The 19,477-nt window shown below is 32.5% G+C and carries 12 protein-coding genes and 1 riboswitch; all 12 genes read right to left on the bottom strand.

Going from position 1 to position 19,477, the window contains the following annotated elements:
• Nucleotides 1-44: 44 nt before the first annotated feature.
• The 12 genes from RBH29_RS05740 to RBH29_RS05685 all read right to left on the bottom strand — a co-directional run bounded on the left by RBH29_RS05740 (nt 45) and on the right by RBH29_RS05685 (nt 19,378).
• Nucleotides 45-2,348, bottom strand: a complete 2,304-nt coding sequence (locus tag RBH29_RS05740; protein ID WP_306695881.1) for a DNA internalization-related competence protein ComEC/Rec2 — start codon at nt 2,346-2,348, stop codon at nt 45-47.
• Nucleotides 2,349-2,623: 275 nt separating this feature from the next.
• Nucleotides 2,624-3,559, bottom strand: coding sequence for a C40 family peptidase (locus RBH29_RS05735; protein WP_306695816.1), 936 nt, complete (start codon nt 3,557-3,559; stop codon nt 2,624-2,626).
• A gap of 314 nt (nt 3,560-3,873) precedes the next feature.
• On the bottom strand, nt 3,874-4,395 hold the full coding sequence (locus RBH29_RS05730) for a GNAT family N-acetyltransferase (protein ID WP_306695815.1): 522 nt from the start codon (nt 4,393-4,395) through the stop codon (nt 3,874-3,876).
• A gap of 339 nt (nt 4,396-4,734) precedes the next feature.
• The gene (gene thiC, locus RBH29_RS05725; protein ID WP_306695814.1) at nt 4,735-6,033 is read right to left on the bottom strand and encodes a phosphomethylpyrimidine synthase ThiC; all 1,299 of its coding nucleotides are present in this window, start codon (nt 6,031-6,033) and stop codon (nt 4,735-4,737) included.
• Between the two features lies 1 nt (nt 6,034).
• Entirely contained in the window at nt 6,035-7,090 is a 1,056-nt protein-coding gene (locus tag RBH29_RS05720; protein ID WP_306695813.1) for a thiamine phosphate synthase, read from the bottom strand.
• Nucleotides 7,091-7,095: 5 nt separating this feature from the next.
• Nucleotides 7,096-7,716: a sulfur carrier protein ThiS adenylyltransferase ThiF gene (gene thiF / locus RBH29_RS05715; RefSeq protein WP_306695812.1), complete on the bottom strand. Its 621-nt coding sequence runs from the start codon at nt 7,714-7,716 to the stop codon at nt 7,096-7,098.
• Between the two features lie 86 nt (nt 7,717-7,802).
• Entirely contained in the window at nt 7,803-8,909 is a 1,107-nt protein-coding gene (gene thiH / locus RBH29_RS05710; RefSeq protein ID WP_306695811.1) for a 2-iminoacetate synthase ThiH, read from the bottom strand.
• An 81-nt stretch (nt 8,910-8,990) separates the two neighbouring features.
• Nucleotides 8,991-9,758 carry a thiazole synthase gene (locus RBH29_RS05705; RefSeq protein ID WP_306695810.1) on the bottom strand — a complete coding sequence of 256 codons (768 nt, stop codon included), beginning with the start codon at nt 9,756-9,758 and terminating at the stop codon, nt 8,991-8,993.
• A 3-nt stretch (nt 9,759-9,761) separates the two neighbouring features.
• Nucleotides 9,762-9,983: a sulfur carrier protein ThiS gene (thiS, locus tag RBH29_RS05700; protein ID WP_373463297.1), complete on the bottom strand. Its 222-nt coding sequence runs from the start codon at nt 9,981-9,983 to the stop codon at nt 9,762-9,764.
• A 57-nt stretch (nt 9,984-10,040) separates the two neighbouring features.
• Nucleotides 10,041-10,144: riboswitch (TPP riboswitch) on the bottom strand.
• An 84-nt stretch (nt 10,145-10,228) separates the two neighbouring features.
• Nucleotides 10,229-10,816: a ribosome biogenesis GTP-binding protein YihA/YsxC gene (yihA, locus tag RBH29_RS05695; protein ID WP_373463296.1), complete on the bottom strand. Its 588-nt coding sequence runs from the start codon at nt 10,814-10,816 to the stop codon at nt 10,229-10,231.
• 68 nt (nt 10,817-10,884) lie between these two features.
• Complete coding sequence (locus tag RBH29_RS05690) at nt 10,885-11,943, bottom strand: SIR2 family protein (protein WP_306695808.1); 1,059 nt, start codon at nt 11,941-11,943, stop codon at nt 10,885-10,887.
• A 148-nt stretch (nt 11,944-12,091) separates the two neighbouring features.
• A complete protein-coding gene (locus RBH29_RS05685) occupies nt 12,092-19,378 on the bottom strand; it encodes an S-layer homology domain-containing protein (protein ID WP_306695807.1) in 7,287 nt (2,428 codons plus the stop codon).
• Between the last annotated feature and the right edge of the window lie 99 nt (nt 19,379-19,477).

Genomic DNA, 19,477 nt, shown 5'->3' with positions numbered 1-19,477 from the left:
CCAAGTAATAAAGTTTCATTTATAAACAGGTGTTTATTCACTCCCTATCTATAATTAAAAACTCTTATTTCTTCTCCATCGGACTTAACTATCACAGCACCATCTTTATCAGTTCTTAATACATGGACTTCTTGTCCTTTTAGAAGATCTAACACATCACTTGATGGGTGTCCAAAATTATTTCTCCCAACGCTTATAACGGCAACTAATGGATTAACCCTTTCTAAAAACTCTGGTGTAGTAGAACTTCCCGAACCATGATGTGCAACTTTTAACACATCTGACTCCATAAAGACTTCATCATCTATAAGCATCCTTTCTGCCTCAATTTCAATATCTCCTGTAAATAACATGCTTACATCTTCATAATACAATTTTAGCACTAATGAGTTGTTATTTAAAGCCGATTCATTAATATAAAAATCTCTCTTTGGATGCAAAACTTTAAAATGAGTTTTTCTGTCCAAATCAATTATATCACCTTTTTTACAACTTTCAATATTAATATCCCTTTCTTTAGCTATTCTTAAAAGCTCCTCAAGTCCATCCATTACTGGAACATCCGGAATTATAAAGTTTGACACATCAAAACTTTCAAGCACCGGCTCTAAACCTTGAGTATGGTCGATATGTCCATGAGTTACAGCAACAACGTCAAGCTTGGTAACCCCATAATCTAAAAGAAATGGTATAACTACATCATCTCCAATATTTGAATCATCATCAGCATCTAAGTATCCTCCTCCATCAATCAATACCGTTTTGCCAGACTCTGTCCTTATAAATGCACTATCCCCCTGCCCCACATCTAAAAAAACAACTTCAAGCCCTTTTGGTATAAATAAATTTATCAAAATTACAATAAAGACACTTACTCCAATTATGACACGATGCTTTAACATTAACTGTACTTTATATTTGGGTTTATACCAGAAAAAATAAAACAAACAGGTATAGTAAGCTCCAATAAATAATATCGAAGGAGTTATAACTCTCACTGTCGCAAATGGAAGAGAGGAAATTCTACTTGAAACAAAAAGTACAAAGCTAAGAAGTGCATTGTTACACAAACCCACTGCCTGGGAAAAAAATATATGTATCTGACCTAAAACTGCCATAACCAAACCTAAAATTGTGATAATCCCAACTACCGGTGCAACTAAAACATTGGATATAACCGACACTAAAGATATCTCATTAAAATAAAATGCAACAACCGGTATTACTCCTAATTGAGCTGCCAGCGTCAAGGAAATAATACCAGTTATGTATTGAGGTAATATTTCATTATCAAGTAGCTCTTTTATGTTTTTGTAAAATAATACAATTGAAATTGTTGCAATAAAAGATAATTGAAAACCAACACTAAAAAGAAAAGCTGGGTTGTATAAAAGCATAATAAGAGCTGCAAAAAAGATGCTGTTTAATACATCCGCTTCCCTTTTTATTATCTGACCTATTAAAACTACAGACGCCATAATAACAGCTCTAATAACAGAAGGCCCAAACCCTGTCATTAATGCATAGCCCCACAAAATAATAATTATAATTATATTTGCAAAGCTTCTTTTTACTTTACATTTTCTAAAAAAAATCACCAGACCCAAAAGAATATAACCTACATGCATTCCTGAAACCACAATAACATGAGCCAGCCCGGCACCTCTAAACATTCCTTCAACTTCGTCTCCTAAATCACTCTTGCATCCTAATAGGATTGCATTTAAAAGTGCAGCCTGTGAAGGAGGTAGGCTTTTATTTATGACATTTAAAACCCTTTCTCTTAAAGCCAGTCCATATTTAACTGCTAAATTGCCTTTATATCCATCTTTAACATCTATATTTTGTTCTGTTGCAAACATTGTAGCTGATATTTTAGACTGATTAAGATAGTTTCTAAAATCAAATCCCCCTGGATTTCTTCGCCCAGTTGGAATGTTTAAACGCCCTGATACTAAAACTTCCCTTCCATACTGGATAAGCTCAGTATCATTTAAAGTAGAAAGCCGTACTTTTCCTTTAATCTGTATTCTTTCATCTCTTAATATTATTTCTTCAGTATTTATTATATAGGTAACTCTAGATTCTTTAATATCAGGTTCAGAACCAATATACCCTTTTATTGTTACATGCTCTTGGTCATACTCAAGGTACTTGTTAAGATTATTGTTATAGTTATATAAAAAGCTCACTCCACCAATTAAATAAAATAGAGCTATTCCAAATAGCATGAAACTTTTTTTATCCTTAATTTGAAACAAGACAAGTAAAATTAATAAGATTATTAAAAAAGAAAAAATTATAAATAAATAGGATTGTATTAGATGTGATACTAGTATACCAGCCATGAGTGACAGGGAAAAAATAATAAGAGGTCTTTTCATAAGCACCTCGCATTAATTAATTTTTTAAGCTAAATTTTGACACAGCACTTTTGATTTCAATAATATTAAAATATCATTTTTCATATGTTTATTAGGCTGAAAAACAACATCCCATTCTCATAGTCCAAAACCCGTTAAATCATCGGGATTTTATCCTTTAGAATGGAGCGTTATTTCTAAGACATTCTTTAGGTGAGAAAAGTTTATATTTTCTCACCTAAAGATATTATAAAACTCATTTAAAAAAATTTTCTAGCAGTCATATATGTCCTCTGATAAAAGCCAGTGGTCAAATCACTTATTACAACACAACCGGCATTACGTCCAGAAGATGCATGAATAAACTCTCCTCTGCCTATATAAATTCCAACATGATTTATATAACTTGCATTTCCTCTGGTATCAAAAAACACTAAATCTCCAGGAATAAGATCCTCTTTTGCAACCCAGCTTCCTTGGTTTGCTTGATCTGACGCCACTCTATTTAAATCAATACCGTGATTTTTGAAAACATACCACACAAATCCAGAACAATCAAATCCACTTGGACTACTTCCACCATAAACATAGCTTACACCTAGATAGTTTTTAGAATCCTCTACTATATCACTTCTAAGTTTTACTACATCATCTGAACTTCTTGAACCTGAACTTCCACCTCTAGTTGCAACGTTTTGAGGAACGGTGGAAACATAAGAAGCATAAACCCAACCTTTAGTTCCAGAATCTGTAACAATTTTATACCAGTTATCATCTTGACCTTCTATTGTTATTGCTTCATTTCTCATTACAGTGTCTACTTTTTCAAAACCAGTACCTGCTCCTTTTCTTACATTTAATGCCGAAGCAGTAACTACTCCTGTTTGCTTTTCAATTTCTTCTTCACTTTCTTTATCGGTTTCAGCTAAAATTTCTTTAGTATCTTCATCTGACAAAATACTATTTGCCATCATATTATTATAAGCAGATCTATACAGTTCATTAAAATTGCCCTGTATACCAATTGAATTTTTATTTAAGAATTCTATTAAATTGCTTTCAGATTGTTCTTTATTAAAGACATTAGCGGTTATTACTTCTGTGTTTTCACTTTGAGCATATGACAGAGTTGTCCAGACTGACACAAGAAAAACAAAAGAGGTTATGTACAGAAACATTCTTTTAAAACTTAACATCAATTAAAGCCTCCTAATTCCTTTGTACTTCAGGCTTACAAAAACATACATAAAAACCTTGACTATGCTCTTGTAAAACGCTTTTGTAAAACAATACATTTACCAAATTCCCAATTAAAATTAATTATAACCTTATGATTTTTTTTTGTCAAATTTATTTCTCACCTAGGTTTCGGCTCACCCCCTTTAAGAAGCTATTTGCTTTACATAATGTTTAACATTTTTCAAGATATGTCCAAAAGTTTCTTTCATATTTTCATTTACATAAATTAAATACATCGGCATATATAATAATTATCGACATTTTGTTTATGTTAATAAACCTTTTGTATGTTTTTACATAAAAATAGCAATTTGATTTTTTTTTCATTTGAATTAATATGGTTTTCTACTTCTTCAAATCCTTGCTTTTTCCAAAAGTCACATGCCCTCTTATTTTCCTTGGCTACAGTGAGATATATTTTTTTTACATCGGTTTTTTTTATAAGGTAATCCAATAATAAATTTACCGTCTTTTTCCCATAACCCTTACCTCTAAATTCAGTTCCAACCATAAGAGTTTTTATCCATACAACCTTTTCTTTAAAGATAACCCTACCTTTTAACAATCCTACCATATTATCCAAAACATTATATATTCCCACAAAAAACTCTTCAGATGAGGACATAATGTTAAAATACTTCCTTAACATATCATCAAAGGTTATTGGGATGTCAACTCCTGTGGCAAACCTATATTCTCCAATATTGTTGTACCATTTATGTATCTTAATAAGCTGATTTAATTCTACATTTTTAAAATATATCTCATCGCTATTTGTATTTAAAAAAAACATCTGTATCCTCCTTATATCACTATAACCAAAAAAAAGATGTATTTTTTTTAAATTTTGGTCATTATGACAGTTAACAATTAATTAAAAATGTTATATACTATAATTGTACAGAGAACTTTTTAAGTACTTTTTCCTCTATATATATATATTGTATACTGCAGGTGTTAACTGCAGTTTTTTGTTAGAGGATGGTACCATATTTTTAAAAATAAGTGTAACAAAATTTTATAATATTTATTGTAACACATTTTTCTCAATATTTTTGCAATTTACTTTTTAATTTATATAGAAAAATAAAGGGGCGCCCCCCCTTATGCCCCTTTATTACCAGTAACTCATTTAAATAATACTTACATCTTCTCCTTTTAATGCTTTGTTTGTATTTCTGACAGCACACATTTTTCCACACATTGTACAGGTATCTTTATCTTCTGGAATTGAACTTTCTCTATACTTCTTTGCCTTCTCATTGTCAATTGAAAGTTCAAACATTCTCTCCCAATCTAAATTTTTTCTCGCTTCACTCATTTTATAGTCCCATTCTCTAGAACCTTTAATTCCCTTTGCTATATCTGCAGCATGAGCAGCTATTTTTGTTGCAATTATTCCCTCTTTCATATCATCAACATCTGGAAGTCTCAAATGTTCAGCAGGTGTAACATAACATAAAAAATCGGCTCCATTTGCAGCTGCAACAGCTCCTCCAATAGCACTTGTAATATGATCATACCCTGGTGCTATATCAGTAACAATTGGACCTAAAACGTAAAATGGAGCTCCGTGACACAGTCTCTTTTCAAGAACCATATTGGCAGCAATTTCATTTATAGCCATATGCCCCGGACCTTCTATCATTACCTGAACATTTTTCTTCCATGCTCTTTTAGTAAGCTCTCCTAAAACAATAAGCTCTTCTATTTGAGATGCATCTGTAGAATCATTTATGCTTCCCGGTCTTAATGCATCGCCAAGGCTTATAGCAACATCATATTCCAAAAGAATATCTAATAATTCATCATAGTGCTCATAAAACGGGTTTTCATTCCCTGTGATTTCCATCCAGGCAAACATTAATGAACCGCCTCTTGAAACAATATTTGTAAGTCTTTTGTTCTCTTTAAATCGTCTGGCTGTTTCCCTATTTATTCCTGCATGTATTGTCATAAAATCTACACCATCACTGGCATGTTTTTTTACAACATCTAAAAACTCCTTTGATGTTATTTCTTTTAAATCTTTATCATAAAAACCCACTGCATCATATACAGGAACTGTACCAATCATAGCTGGTGAAATTTTTACAACCTGCTGACGAAATTCCTGGGTTTTTCCATATGAACTAAGATCCATAATTGCCTCAGCCTTTAAATCAATTGCTCTTTTGACCTTTTCTATCTCTAACTGAAAATCACAACAATCTTTTGAAATTCCTAAGTTTACATTTATCTTGGTTTTTAGACCCTCTCCTATCCCCTCAGGATCAAGACTTTTATGCTTTTTATTTGCAGGTATTATTATCTTTCCTTCTGCAATAAGCTTTTGAATTTCCTCAGCACTCTTTTTTTCTTTTTTTGCTACAATTTTCATTTCATCTGTCATGATGCCTTTTTTTGCTGCATCCATTTGTGTTGTATACATTTTACATTTCCCCTTCCAAAATCTTTCTATTTATTTTTTTTACTTTTTCTTCAATATCTTTTGCCTCTGTAATTTCTGTAACCATAGAAATACACTTAGCTCCCTTACATAAGACCTCACTTAAGTTGTTCTCTTTTATACCACCTATTGCTACATATGGAATGTCAATATTTTTAATTACATATTCTAAGTACTCAAGCCCTACTGGATCACACACATTCTTTTTTGTATAGGTTTTATATATCGGTCCAACACCAATATAGTCTACATCCTGCCCCACTGCATCCTGAGCCTGCTTTGGTGAATGAGTTGAAAGTCCTATAATCATATCTTCTCCTACTAGATTCCTTACCTTTTGAACTGGATAATCATCCTGTCCTAAATGTACTCCATCAGCTTTAACTATCATTGCCATATCAACATAGTCATTTATTATAAATGTCACCCCTGCTCTTTTGGTCATCTCTCTTATTTTTGTACACTCTTTATACATATCAATAAAACTTTTATCTTTTTCCCTGTACTGAACTATTTTAGCTCCTGCTTTTATAATGTTTTCTACAACTTCTATATTGCTTCGACCTTTTGAAAACTCATGGGCAGTTATACAGTAAAGTCCTTTCAATAAATTAGATCTCTTTTTTTGCTGGAAAATTTTTTTAAAAAAATCTTTTTCCAGCTGATATGTATCAAATCTAAAACCCTCATAAACTTTTGAAAGCTTATATTTATCAATTACCTTTAAGTTTTCTTCTATGGTTCTAAGAGCTTCCTGAAGTCTTTTGAAATTAGCTGTCATAAGTTCTTTAATAGAAACTTTGTTGTCAATTTCAAGTTCTTTTGACACATCTACTCCTACATCTTTTATAGAATCTCTTCCCTCTAAAAGGTATGGAAAAAAATCCATAACCTCTTTTCTTATTCCATGTCTTATTTCCTTTAATCTTTTACTTATATCTTTATCATCATAGTAAAACCGTGCTAAATCTTCTAAAACTCTTATCCCTTCAGATGCCCTGTTTACATTGGCATCAATTATTCTATAAAATTCATCCATTTTTATCACACCCCTCCTTCTTTTAAGAAATAACTTAAAATCACATCAGCCTGTTTTGCAGCAGCAATATTTACCTTTGGAGATATTGGAGGTGCATTTTCGCTTACTTCAGTGACAAAATCACCTATCATATAAAATTTGTCATGAACCTCCCGAATTCTTATATTATCACTGTTTCCCCATCCTGCAAGTCCTGACGCACAAACTAAAAGTTTATCTGATAATAAAAAATTTTCTACAATTAACTTTTTATATTTAACTTTATCAAATGCTTCAACTACAACATCAAAATGGCAAAATAATTCTTTTATATTTTCCCCGGTAACCTTTTTACAAACTGCTTCAATTTCAATATCCGGGTTAATTCTTTTTAAATTTTCTTTTAAAGCTTCAACCTTAGGCATATTTATTTGATCTAAAAAGAAAAACTGTCTGTCTAGATTTGACGGTTCAACCACATCAAAATCCACTATTTTAAATTTTTTAAAACCACTTCTAACAAGGTTAAACGCACAATTAGAACCTAATCCACCTGCTCCTGCCACTGCTATTTTTACATTTTGAAGTTTTTTAAGCTGCTCTTCTCCAATGAAGCCTAAAAGCCCCTTTTCAAAATCATTATACATAAATAATCACCATTTTCTATTACCTTTAAAATTATAAGTAAAAAACTCTTCTTAATATAGTCCTTTACATCATTTATTTTAGTTTTTTAAAATATTGCCTGCCAATCCTTAAATACAGGTTGAAAACCTTTTTTATAAATTGTATCCTTCATTTCTTCAACACTTCTTTGATCTGATATATCAAACTGACCATCACTTTTTTCATCCAATGTATGTCCTCCCACTTCTGTTGAAGAACCAGCGGACATTTTGGTAACACCTAGCCCTATAAGATTATCTCTAAATTCCGCATCTTCTCTTGTAGATATTGTAATACCTGCTCTTGGCATAAATAATCTTAACGCCAGCATTATTTGAACTATGTTTTTATCTTCTACATAAAATATAGAATTAAAATCCCCTGTATGAGGTCTTATTCTTGGAAGAGAAACTGATACTTCAGTATCTAAGTATTTATTTTGAAGATAATCACCATGCAGGCCTGTAAAAAAGCTTTCCTTTCTCCAGTCTTCAAGTCCTAAAAGTGCTCCAATATTTACACTTCTCATTGTTGCCATGCAAGCTCTCTCAGGCGCATCCAATCTAAACTTGTAGTTTTTCTTAGGCCCACTTATGTGAAGCTTATCATAAGTATCTTCATTATACACTTCCTGATATACTGTAAGACCGTCAACTCCAGCCTCAATCACTTCTCCATATTCCTCTGTACTCAAAGGATAAATTTCTATTGTTATGGATGTAAAGTATTTTTTTAAAACTTTTACACAGCTTTTTATATAACTTACAGGTGTATTTTCTTTTGATTCGCCAGTCAATATCAAAATATGCTTTAAACCTGTCTCGGATATCTTTTTAGCTTCCCTTTCAACTTCATCCATTTCAAGCTTCTTTCTTGTAATTTTATTTGTTATATTAAACCCACAGTAAGAACATTGGTTTACACAAAAATTTGCTAAGTATAAAGGAGTATATAAAAATATTACCTTTCCAAAATGTTGCAGTGTAAGTTCATTTGCTCTTTGTGCCATCTGCTCTAAATATTTTTCTGCCCTTTTTGATAAAAGAGTCAAAAAATCATATTCATTAAGCCTTTCTTTATTAATTGACCTTAAAACATCATTATCAGATAACTTATTAAAAAAATCATCAAAATCAAAATCCCTGTACTTTATGTATTCATTATAAAAACTCATTATCATCCCCCTTTGATATCAACACTTTCACTTTATCTTATTCTAAGACTTCTGTATTTGAAATTCCACCTCTTAATCTTTTTATGCTAAAAAACCAGTAAGAGGTGAGGAAGCCTCTGCATATTCCTTAACTGCACCAGTGCCCGAAAGATATGCTATTCTTCCAGCTGACACTGCTTTTGCAAATGCTTCTCCCATTGAAACAGGATTTTTTGCTGTTGCTATAGCAGTGTTGACAAGCACCGCATCTGCTCCAAGTTCCATAGATTCACAAGCTTCAGATGGTTTTCCTATTCCTGCATCCACTATAATAGGCAAATCAATTTCATCAATTAATATTTTAATAATTTCCTTTGTTTTCAGCCCTTTATTTGTGCCTATCGGAGCACCTAATGGCATTACTGAAGCAGCACCTGCATTTACAAGTCTCTTTGCATCCATTAAATCTGGACTAACATAGGGCATCACTGTAAATCCTTCTTTAGATAAAATTTCAGTTGCCTTAATTGTCTCATGGTTATCTGGAAGAAGATATTTGTTATCTGAAATAACCTCAATTTTTATAAAATTACCACACCCAGCAGCCCTTGCAAGCCTTGCAATTCTTACAGCTTCCTCTGCATTTCTTGCTCCTGAAGTATTAGGCATTAAAGTACACTCATTAGGAATGTGATTTAGCATATTTTCTTCTTCTGAATCAAAGTCAATTCTTCTTAATGCAACAGTAATAACCTGAGCATTAGAACTCCTAATAACATCAGGAATCATTCTATTTGAAGAAAATTTACCTGTTCCCACAAAAAGTCTGCTTTTGATTTCTACTCCTCCAATAATTAATTTATCATTCATTATTTAGCCTCCCCCTACAAATCTTAAAACTTCAAGATTATCATTTTCTTTTAAAATAGTTTTCTCCCATTCACATTGATTCAAAACCTGATAATTGTATTCAACAACTATTCTGTCAGGCTCAAGCCCTTTTTTGTTTATAAGTTCTTTTAAAGTTATTCCCTCTTCAATTTCTATCTTTTTACCATTTAGTGATATAACCAAATTATCACCTCCAAATTTCACAAAGATGTATTAAATCAAAAAAAGCTCACCTTTTGTAGGCAAGCATAATTTTAAAAACACGATTAAATAAGGCTTCCCTACGACGGCACTATCCGCGTCAGGTTCAAAGGGTTAAGAGTTCTTTACTCTTTCTCAGCCACAAGGCACCCCTAGCTGAAATATTCACTTTTCATATTTATATTGTACATATTATTTTTATATAACACAAGTATTATTTTTAAAATTTCAAAAGACCACACCTATATTTAAAAATAAGTTATAATCTCATTCCATAATTTATCTTTTCCCTGCTTTGTCTCAGAAGAGTAGGGAATTAGATTTATAGAACTATCTAGACCTAACGTTTTAGTTATATCAGATAATCTCTGCTGTACTTTTGAGCGAGGAATTTTATCTAGTTTTGTTGCAACTATAATATAAGGAAATCCCATACTCAAAATCCAATCATGCATTATCTTATCATTAGAAGAAGGAGAATGTCTTATATCAACAAGCATAACAACCAACTTTAGCTGTTCTCTTTTGGTTAAATAAGTTTCAATAAACTGCCCCCAAGAAGCTTGCACCGATTTTGACACTTTGGCATATCCATACCCTGGAAGATCTACAAAGTATAATGTATCGTCTATATTATAAAAATTTATCACCTGTGTTTTTCCTGGTGTAGCTGCAACTCTTGCCAATTTTTTTCTATTTAAAAGAGAATTAATCAAAGAGGACTTTCCTACATTTGATCTTCCCACAAAAGTAACCTCCGGTATATCACTGACAGGATATTGTGAAGGCTTAACTGCTGTCACTTCATGTCTTGCATTATTTATATTAAAATCCATTACACTGTACCTCTTTTTCATTATCTTTTTAAAAACATTATACCATTAAATTCTCAAATTAAAAGGTTTTAAAGATAATTTATATATTCTCCAATTCCTTTATTACAAACCATATTGATTTTATCTCCAAAAAAACTTTTATATTTTGATATTGTTAAATTGCTATTTAATAAAACCACATCGATAATTAAATCTTTATCTCTTTTATGAGAAAGCTTTAGTTCTGCTATTTTTAAAAGATGTTTGAATTCATAATCAATTTGGGTCAATGAATAACCTACAAAAATCCATTTATTTGAACTTGTAAGTAGTTTTTCAGCTTCGCTCCAGACATTAGAAAAAGAATTGACTTTAAAAGAATTTTTATAACTCTGAGTGGCTATATGGGATGATAAAATATTTTCACAATGAAAACACTTTGTATTATCTATTTTATTATCAGTAATATTTATTCCTTCTAAATCATTAAGAAGCATGATATCCTTTTTAGTAAAACCTGTTCTTTTAAGTGGCGAAATATCATTTTTTATATCATTTACAAGCATCCTGCAATTATTACAATACATCCAGTTGCATGAACCATGAACTTTTATAACTTTTATAACTTTGCTTATTTTTAATAAATTATATGCCTTTTTAAATTCTTCTCCGCCATTTGCATAATCTATATCTATATTTTCTTCAAGGCCACAAATATACTTTTCTAAGACAGTGTCCCAGTTTAATGTAATAAAATTTATTTCATCATATTTATTTAGAAGCAGCCTTATAAAATTTGCAGCATGCTCAGAGTATTTATAAAATCCATCAAGTATAGAAATAATTTTGTATACAATAACCTTTCTTATTGCCTCTAAATGTACATGAGAATATTTTAATCCTAGATTATGTCCTGAATTAATTGCTATATCAATGGATGTTAATATATCATCCAGTTGAGGAAATACATTTCCCTTTGAATACCCAAAAACATTTTCCATATATTTTTCTATTATTGTGCTGGCTGTTTTATCAAAATCATCAATAGAATATCTTTCTATTAAATGATTAGAAAAATCTGACTGTAAAGGCAATCCAGAATTTTTTGAAAATCCTGCACCAAGTATAACTGTAGTCTTTTTTGGCAAAAAATAGTTCTCTCCCTTCTATTACTGAGATATTATACTTTACCTAAATTGAGTATCTGCAGTTATCTTTAATATTATTATTTTTTATAAAAAAACCTCCTTTATAATTGAATTATCAACTATAAAGGAGGTTTTTTAAATGACTTTTTTATAGACCATCCAACACTACATCTGCAAATTTAAATAAACCATCCCTTGCAACTTCAGAAAATTCTCCTCTTTCTAACCTCTCAACATAATCGTTGTATTTTTCTATATATCCTTTAATTTTCTTAGCTTCTTCTACGTCCTTTCTTGCTCTTTCTAAAATTGGATTTAAAAATTCAAACTCAACTTTAATACCCACCGTATTCCTTAATGTTTCCCTAATATTATCCAATATAGATTCTCCAATCAGTCTAAAGCCTTGTGCTTGCAGCATCCTTGCTGAAGTATAAGCATCAGCTAATTCAAAATTTCCTGCTAAAATACCCTGTAAATATACTTCTTGAGATCTTGCCGCAGGTTCTATAACATAATAAGCTATATCTATACTGTCTTTAAGTATATTTAAATTCATCTTAGTATGATTTACTCGCACAGATTTTAAAGTTGGAAGAGTTATTGTAATCTGTATTAAAAAGAATTCTCCTGATGGATCAATATAGTTTGATGGATTATTGCCACAATAAGTATATTTGTTTAAAGTTCGTGGATCATATATAGCTCCTGGATGTTCATCCATACTTATGAATCTTCCTGCAGAAGGGCTATACCACCTTGCCCTCAAATAATAAAAACCAACATTGATGTCATACTGTTCTCCCGTAAAGAAAAATTCATTAACTGTTTCGCCTTCTCTAAATATTATATTTCCAAATGCATCGTAGTTATATTTATCAGTAATGTTTCCATCAGAGTCTGTAAGAATTCTTGTACTTCCAAGCCCATCAAATTGATAATAACTAATCTCTTCTCCTCTTTTTTGGCTTACTAAGTCATCGCCATAAGTATATCTTACAACCAGTTCTCCTTCACCATCTCTCTCTTCTAATACCTGTGAATATTCCCTATTATCGTCCACTAGATAAGTACTTACCATTTCATTAGATACCTTTTTAATTCTTGTACCATCTACATCATAAGAATACTCTACTTTTTCTGTTGTATTCTGGTCTGCTTTGGTAACTTTTATCAATCTGTCTTGATAGTCATAAGTATACTTTTTAGAAACTTCCCCATCTGTCTTTTCAACCATATTTCCATTTTTGTCGTATTTGTATGTATGTTCTCCCTCTTCTATCAACCTATCATTATCATCATAAACATACAATGTTACATCTTCATCATCTGTTTTTGATAATCTGTTTCCTACTTTGTCGTATTCATAATAAATAGTCCTGCTATCTGAATCAGGTTCATTTATTGTTTCACTAACAAGTCGGTATAAGTCATCATAAACATACTCCACTACCCTTCCATCATTTTCTATGATTTTAGTTCTATTTCCAGCTTCCCCAAGCTCATACTTATATGAAGATAAAACTTCACCGGAATCTTTTTTATTTATTAGCTCAACTAATCGATTTAGTTCATCATATTTATATTCTGTAATTGTACCATTATCATTTTCAATGCTTTTACGGTTTCCAACAGAATCATAATCATACAATGTCTCATTTCCCGACGAATCAACTACCTTAATAAGTCTATTTAAAGCATCATACTCATAAGTTGTCTTACCATTAGAAGTTTTTACAACTGTTTTGTTGCCAACTTCATCATAATCATATTCTATCCATGACTCATCAGGGTTTTCTACTCTTATAAGTCTATCCATTAAATCATACTGATATTCTGTAATCCCTCTTGAGTCCTGTACTGTTTCACGCATTCCTGTATCCGTATAAGTATATACTTCAATAGAATCGTCCGGAAATTCTTTCTTTACAAGCCTTCCATTTACATCATACTCATACTTAATAGTATTTTCGTTAAAGTCTGTATGAGATTTCAATCTCCCCATTTTATCATATTCGAAAGACTCTGACATTCCCATAGGTAAAATTCTTTTTGTTCTTCTTCCCAGTTTATCATATTCAAATCTAGTAGTTTTACCTTCTGCATCTGTCTGAGATATTAGATTTCCTAAATGGTCGTACTCAAATACAGTTTCATTACCTAAGGTATCTGTTACTTTTATAACATTTCCTCTCCAATTATATTGAAATTTTGTTACATTTCCAGCTTGATCTGTCTCTGATATTTTTCTTCCATTTGCATCATACTCATATTGCATAAAAGTACCATCTTCGTATGTTTTACGTATTACTCTTCCCAGTGCATCTCTTTCATATTTTACTCTGTTTTCTCGTGCATCAATCATTTCTATTATATCGCCTCTTGCATTATACTTATAATATGTTGTATTTCCATCTGCATCTGTTACAGACGTATTTCTTCCAGCCTCATCATAACTATATAAAGTAGTACTTCCCTTTGCATCTGTCTCTTTAGTAATTCGTCCTGCCTTATCATACTCTTTTTCCAGCCAAGTTCCATCAGCATAAGTTGTCTTTATAAGCCTTCCTAAAGCATCATAAGTATATGTTTCTTCTCTGCCAGCTCTATCAACAAAGGATGTTTTTCTGCCTTCAACATCATATTTATAAGTCTCTTCTGTGTTATCAGGATAAATAACTTTTGTTACATTTCCCATATAATCATATTCGTATTCAGTTACATTTCCTTTTTTATCAATAGCACGAGACTTTTCTCCTATAGAATTGTATTCTATTTTTTCACTATTTCCATATGGATCAATAGTTTCAATCAATCGGTTCATAGCATCATAGACATAACTTATTGTACTTTCTTCTAATCCTTCAGAAGTTTGTGCAACAACCGTTTTTGTAATTATATTTCCGTTTTTATCATAGCTATAATTAGTCACTGTTCCAGAAACATCTTTTTGAGAAATTCTATTCCCCATATTATCATATGTATATTCTAAAACGTTTCCCATACTATCCTCGATGCTTATAATATTTCCACTTGAATCATAGGTATATTTGTGGTACTGGCCTGAAAAATCCTTAACCAATGTCAAATTACCTTTTTCGTCAAAATCATTTTCCATTGTATTTCCATTAGCATCTTTTATTGAAAGAATCCTTCCAATTTCATCATACTCATATTCAACTGTATGTCCTAAAGGATCCTTTTTGATTTTTAAATTTCCCATTTCATCATATGTGTACTCTGTTGTATTTCCAAGAGCATCAGTTTCTGAAGCAACATTATTATTGGAATCATATGTATATGAAGTAGTATGTCCTAGAGAATTTGTTTCTTCAATAACATTTCCATTTTCATCGTAGTAAGATACACTCTGCCTTCCATTTTTATCTATAACTACTTCCTGCCGTGCTTCTGTGTCCCTTAAGTATTCTATTTCATTTCCATTTGCATCTATATGCTTTATAATTCTACCTTCATCGTCATACTCATTCCGTGCTGCTTTAACTCCTCTTGGATCTATTATATCTACAAGACCATGAGTTGAATTATATGTAAATCTTGTTAAATGACCTTCCTGATCTGTTACTTTTACAAGATCCCCATAATAATCATATTCATATGTTATTACATTCCCAATTGGATCTTCGATAGAAGTAATTCGACCTTCTGAATCTCTTTCAAACAAAACGCTCTTTCCACTTGAATGAATTATTCCATCCCTACCTACAGTTATTTCATTTCCATTTTTATCAGTGATTCTCTGAATCCCATTTGTTTTACTTATTATCAATTCCATTCCATCAGATGTTGTAAGCCTAAATCTTGTAGGATTATATAGCATCCCACTTGTATCATCAATAAGTTCTACATCGCCACTACTTGATTTATCTAGCATACATTCATTATTCCCTAATGCCTCAAGTTGTGAAAAAGTACCTTTTTTAGGTAAAAAACTCACTGATGTTTGACGTATTGGATATAATTCACTATGGTCAGGATTTAATTTAACATAAAACTCATCTTTTCTTCCGTCTGGATACGTTACCATTACCTCACGAGGCTTTGAAGGTACAATATCATATATATTACTACCTAAAAAGCCCTCTGGTCTAACAATCTCAAGCCAATCTTCACCTAAAACACCACTGGTAGTTATTTTAATATCACTAATCCCTAAAGTCCAACCAATACCAAAATCACCTTTTTGTTTATTTCGACTATCATATTTTCTGTTAATTGTTATTGGAATGCCTGCCATTGGTATTGTTAAGTCTTCAAATTCCATACTAAAGTTACCTACTTTTGTTTCTCCATCAATTTGCCATGTAGTATATGTTTCTATGTACTTTCCACTTGTATCTTCTGCTGTAAGCCTAATATCATAAAAACCGTTTTCCATTAATGTTGGATCAATGGTACCTAATACGTCATTTTCAACAGGTTTAGTACCTCTTGCAAACTCAATAAATTGATTAGCATCTTTTATTGAATACTCAAGTATGTATCTGGTAAGTTTTTCACTACTTGCTGTTCCAACAACTTCTACCGGCATATTAATTTGAGAATGTTCTTCTGGCGAGTCAATAGAAACGTCTAAAGGTACATCATCACCTTCCTCAATAAATCTTATTTCTTTTGTTGAATATCCTTTATTTCCTGCTTCATCATATGCATAAGCATTCACATCTAACACACCTGGTGTATCTGATGTATATGTAGCTTCTCCAAATTCGTCCAGCTCAACCTCAGTTTCATTTATAATGAGCTTTGTCTCTACAACCTCTACATTATCAGTAGCAATTATAGAAATATGAACATCATTTCCAACATCAACTATCTCAGGCTTTGCAGATAACTCAACAATTGGTCTTTCAAAATCAATTTCTGGTGTTGGCTCTGGCGTCGGTTCCGGCGTTGGCTCTGGTGTTGGTTCTGGCGTTGGTTCTGGCGTCGGTTCTGGCGTTGGTTCTGGCGTTGGTTCTGGTGTTGGTTCTGGTGTTGGTTCTGGTGTTGGTTCCGGCGTCGGTTCTGGCGTTGGTTCTGGTGTTGGTTCTGGCGTTGGTTCTGGTGTCGGTTCCGGCGTTGGTTCTGGCGTTGGTTCCGGTGTCGGTTCTGGTGTCGGTTCCGGCGTTGGTTCTGGAGTCGGTTCCGGCGTTGGTTCTGGCGTTGGTTCCGGCGTTGGTTCTGGCGTTGGTTCCGGTGTCGGTTCTGGTGTCGGTTCCGGCGTTGGTTCTGGCGTCGGTTCCGGCGTTGGTATTTCAAATCCTTTTGACCCTATTGTAAGGTCTAATAGTTCAGGGCTAAAACCGTCACTTGAAATCTCAAATTCAACTAAAGCCTTTATATACCTTCCTTCTTCTATATCAAAAGTACTATAATTTGAAACTTCCAAAGGCTCGCAATAATCTTCTCCATCACTACTTGTTGATACTTCCACACTTATTTTATCATCACTATATATCTTGTCATTCCAATAAATACTTCCCCATTGTGTATTTGATCTTTTACTGTCAAATACAACACTCCATGTTCCATATCCTACATGCTCACTAACTGGAAGTGACACATCATCTACCTCTATAATAATCCTATCATTATTTCTATCAGTGTACTCAAGTGTTGTATTTTCTAAAATGGTCTTTTGCGTACTACTTACAAGATCTTCAAAATCAAAAGATAATAATATATCTTCTTCCTGCCCCATTCTCAATCTTCCATAATTCCACTGATACTTAGAACTTCCATCTTCATTTTCAATTATATTTGTTGGTTCAGGTAATACTTCAAAATCTACTACATTATCTTTTAATATTGTTGTCTCTAGTACAACATTTCTTCCAGAAGCATCAAACACTGCCTCTGCAATATATTCCATCATTGCCCCTAATTCCTCTTCTGTAGGACTAAATTTATACGTTCCTCCTCCAATTTCACATATTTCTAAAAGCAGTGATTCGTCAATTCCTGAACCTAAACCTACTGAATGCACTATTATTCCATTTTCATTTGCTATCTCAGCTTGTTCTATAACCCGGCTTATACTCCATCTATTTTCTCCTCCATCAGACAAAAGAAGTATACTCTTGCTTCTTTCTGGTGAGCTTTCTTCCTCAAATTCAGCTATTGCCTGTTGCAAACCTGCTCCAATAGCAGTAGCTCCACTTGGTCCTGGCATTGAATCTATCGCTTCACTTATTTTATCTATATCACCTTCTAATCCACTATGAATCTGTGCATTAGAACTAAAAAGAACTATTCCAACTCTGTCTTCTTCCCCAATGTGATTAAGTACGTGCTTAGAAGCTTCTACAGCAGCACTCCACCTATTCCCTCTCATACTTCCTGAACGGTCAATTACAAGTATAAGGTCAACAGGATTTCTCTCAGGCATATCAGGTGTTCCATGTCCAAAAAGGTTAAAGTTTGTCTCAACTGAATCCTCGCCCGGCATTAACACAGACTTATTCACCTTCTGATTAACTTCAATATGTATGGGGTCTCCACTTTTACCATATACCATTTCTGTAGTTCTAAAATCTCTTTCAATAGTTTCTACATCTTGCTTTTCAAGTACCAGCCTGTCCTCTATTTCAGTACTTACATTATAAAGTTCTCCTTCATTAAAATCTTCTGTTGTAGTATATGTACGATGTACTGGTCTTGGAGTAGATGGCGTTGTCCTTCGTGGTGTATCCCTTCTCACATATGGAGTAGGCGTTGGTTCCTCCGTTGGCTCTGGAGTTGGCTTCTCTGTTGACTCTGGCGTTTCTGGTGGAATTAACGGTGGCATTGTCCATTCTGGTACCTCGATATAATCAAGCACCACGTTCAACATTTGAACTGCTTCTGCCCTTGTTATTAAATTAAACGGTTTAAATTTTCCATCAGGATAACCTTGAACTATATCATAAGATGCAAGATTTTTTATGCTTTGATATGAATATTCAGAAAATTCATCTTCATCTTTAAATTCAAACTCGGATGCACCTTCAAAAAAATCTACTTCGAAAAGTCTGGATACAAGTACAGCTGCATCCTGCCTTTGCATATTTTCCATTGGTTTAAATGTTTCATCATCATATCCAGCTATTAAACCTTCACTTGCTGCATAAGACACGGCATTATAAAACCAGTCATTTTCATTTACGTCTGTAAAAGTACTTCCTTCTATCTTTTCTTCTTCCCTAAATATGTTTACAACCATAGCTGTAAACTCTGCTCTGGTTACTAGCCTGTCTGGACGAAACAGTCCATCGTCATAACCTACAACCCAATTGTTGTCTAAAAACTTCTCTATAACATCGCTGCCCCAATGACCTTTGATATCAGGAAAAGCCTGATTTTGATTTGTACTTTCAGATGCAAAAGGTTGCAACCCAGTCATCAAAATACAAATAATTAGTAAATAAGAAACACATTTAATTTTTACTCCCATTATAAACCCCCCTAAATAGATTGTTTTATTTTTCCTCTATAATTACTACGATTATATAACAAAAAATCAAATAAATAAAGTCTTATATATTATTTAGCT

Source organism: Herbivorax alkaliphila, from assembly GCF_030848475.1.
Taxonomy (GTDB): domain Bacteria; phylum Bacillota; class Clostridia; order Acetivibrionales; family Acetivibrionaceae; genus Herbivorax.
Note: the sequence above shows the minus strand (reverse complement) of the source record. Positions and strands in the feature narration are given on the sequence as shown.

Bases quoted from the DNA above. Each gene is read 5' to 3' on its own strand.
- RBH29_RS05740 (WP_306695881.1), bottom strand. From the start codon at position 2,348: ATGGCTGGTATACTAGTATCACATCTAATACAATCCTATTTATTTATA.
- RBH29_RS05735 (WP_306695816.1), bottom strand. From the start codon at position 3,559: ATGTTAAGTTTTAAAAGAATGTTTCTGTACATAACCTCTTTTGTTTTT.
- RBH29_RS05730 (WP_306695815.1), bottom strand. From the start codon at position 4,395: ATGTTTTTTTTAAATACAAATAGCGATGAGATATATTTTAAAAATGTA.
- thiC (WP_306695814.1), bottom strand. From the start codon at position 6,033: ATGTATACAACACAAATGGATGCAGCAAAAAAAGGCATCATGACAGAT.
- RBH29_RS05720 (WP_306695813.1), bottom strand. From the start codon at position 7,090: ATGGATGAATTTTATAGAATAATTGATGCCAATGTAAACAGGGCATCT.
- thiF (WP_306695812.1), bottom strand. From the start codon at position 7,716: ATGTATAATGATTTTGAAAAGGGGCTTTTAGGCTTCATTGGAGAAGAG.
- thiH (WP_306695811.1), bottom strand. From the start codon at position 8,909: ATGAGTTTTTATAATGAATACATAAAGTACAGGGATTTTGATTTTGAT.
- RBH29_RS05705 (WP_306695810.1), bottom strand. From the start codon at position 9,758: ATGAATGATAAATTAATTATTGGAGGAGTAGAAATCAAAAGCAGACTT.
- yihA (WP_373463296.1), bottom strand. From the start codon at position 10,816: ATGGATTTTAATATAAATAATGCAAGACATGAAGTGACAGCAGTTAAG.
- RBH29_RS05685 (WP_306695807.1), bottom strand. From the start codon at position 19,378: ATGGGAGTAAAAATTAAATGTGTTTCTTATTTACTAATTATTTGTATT.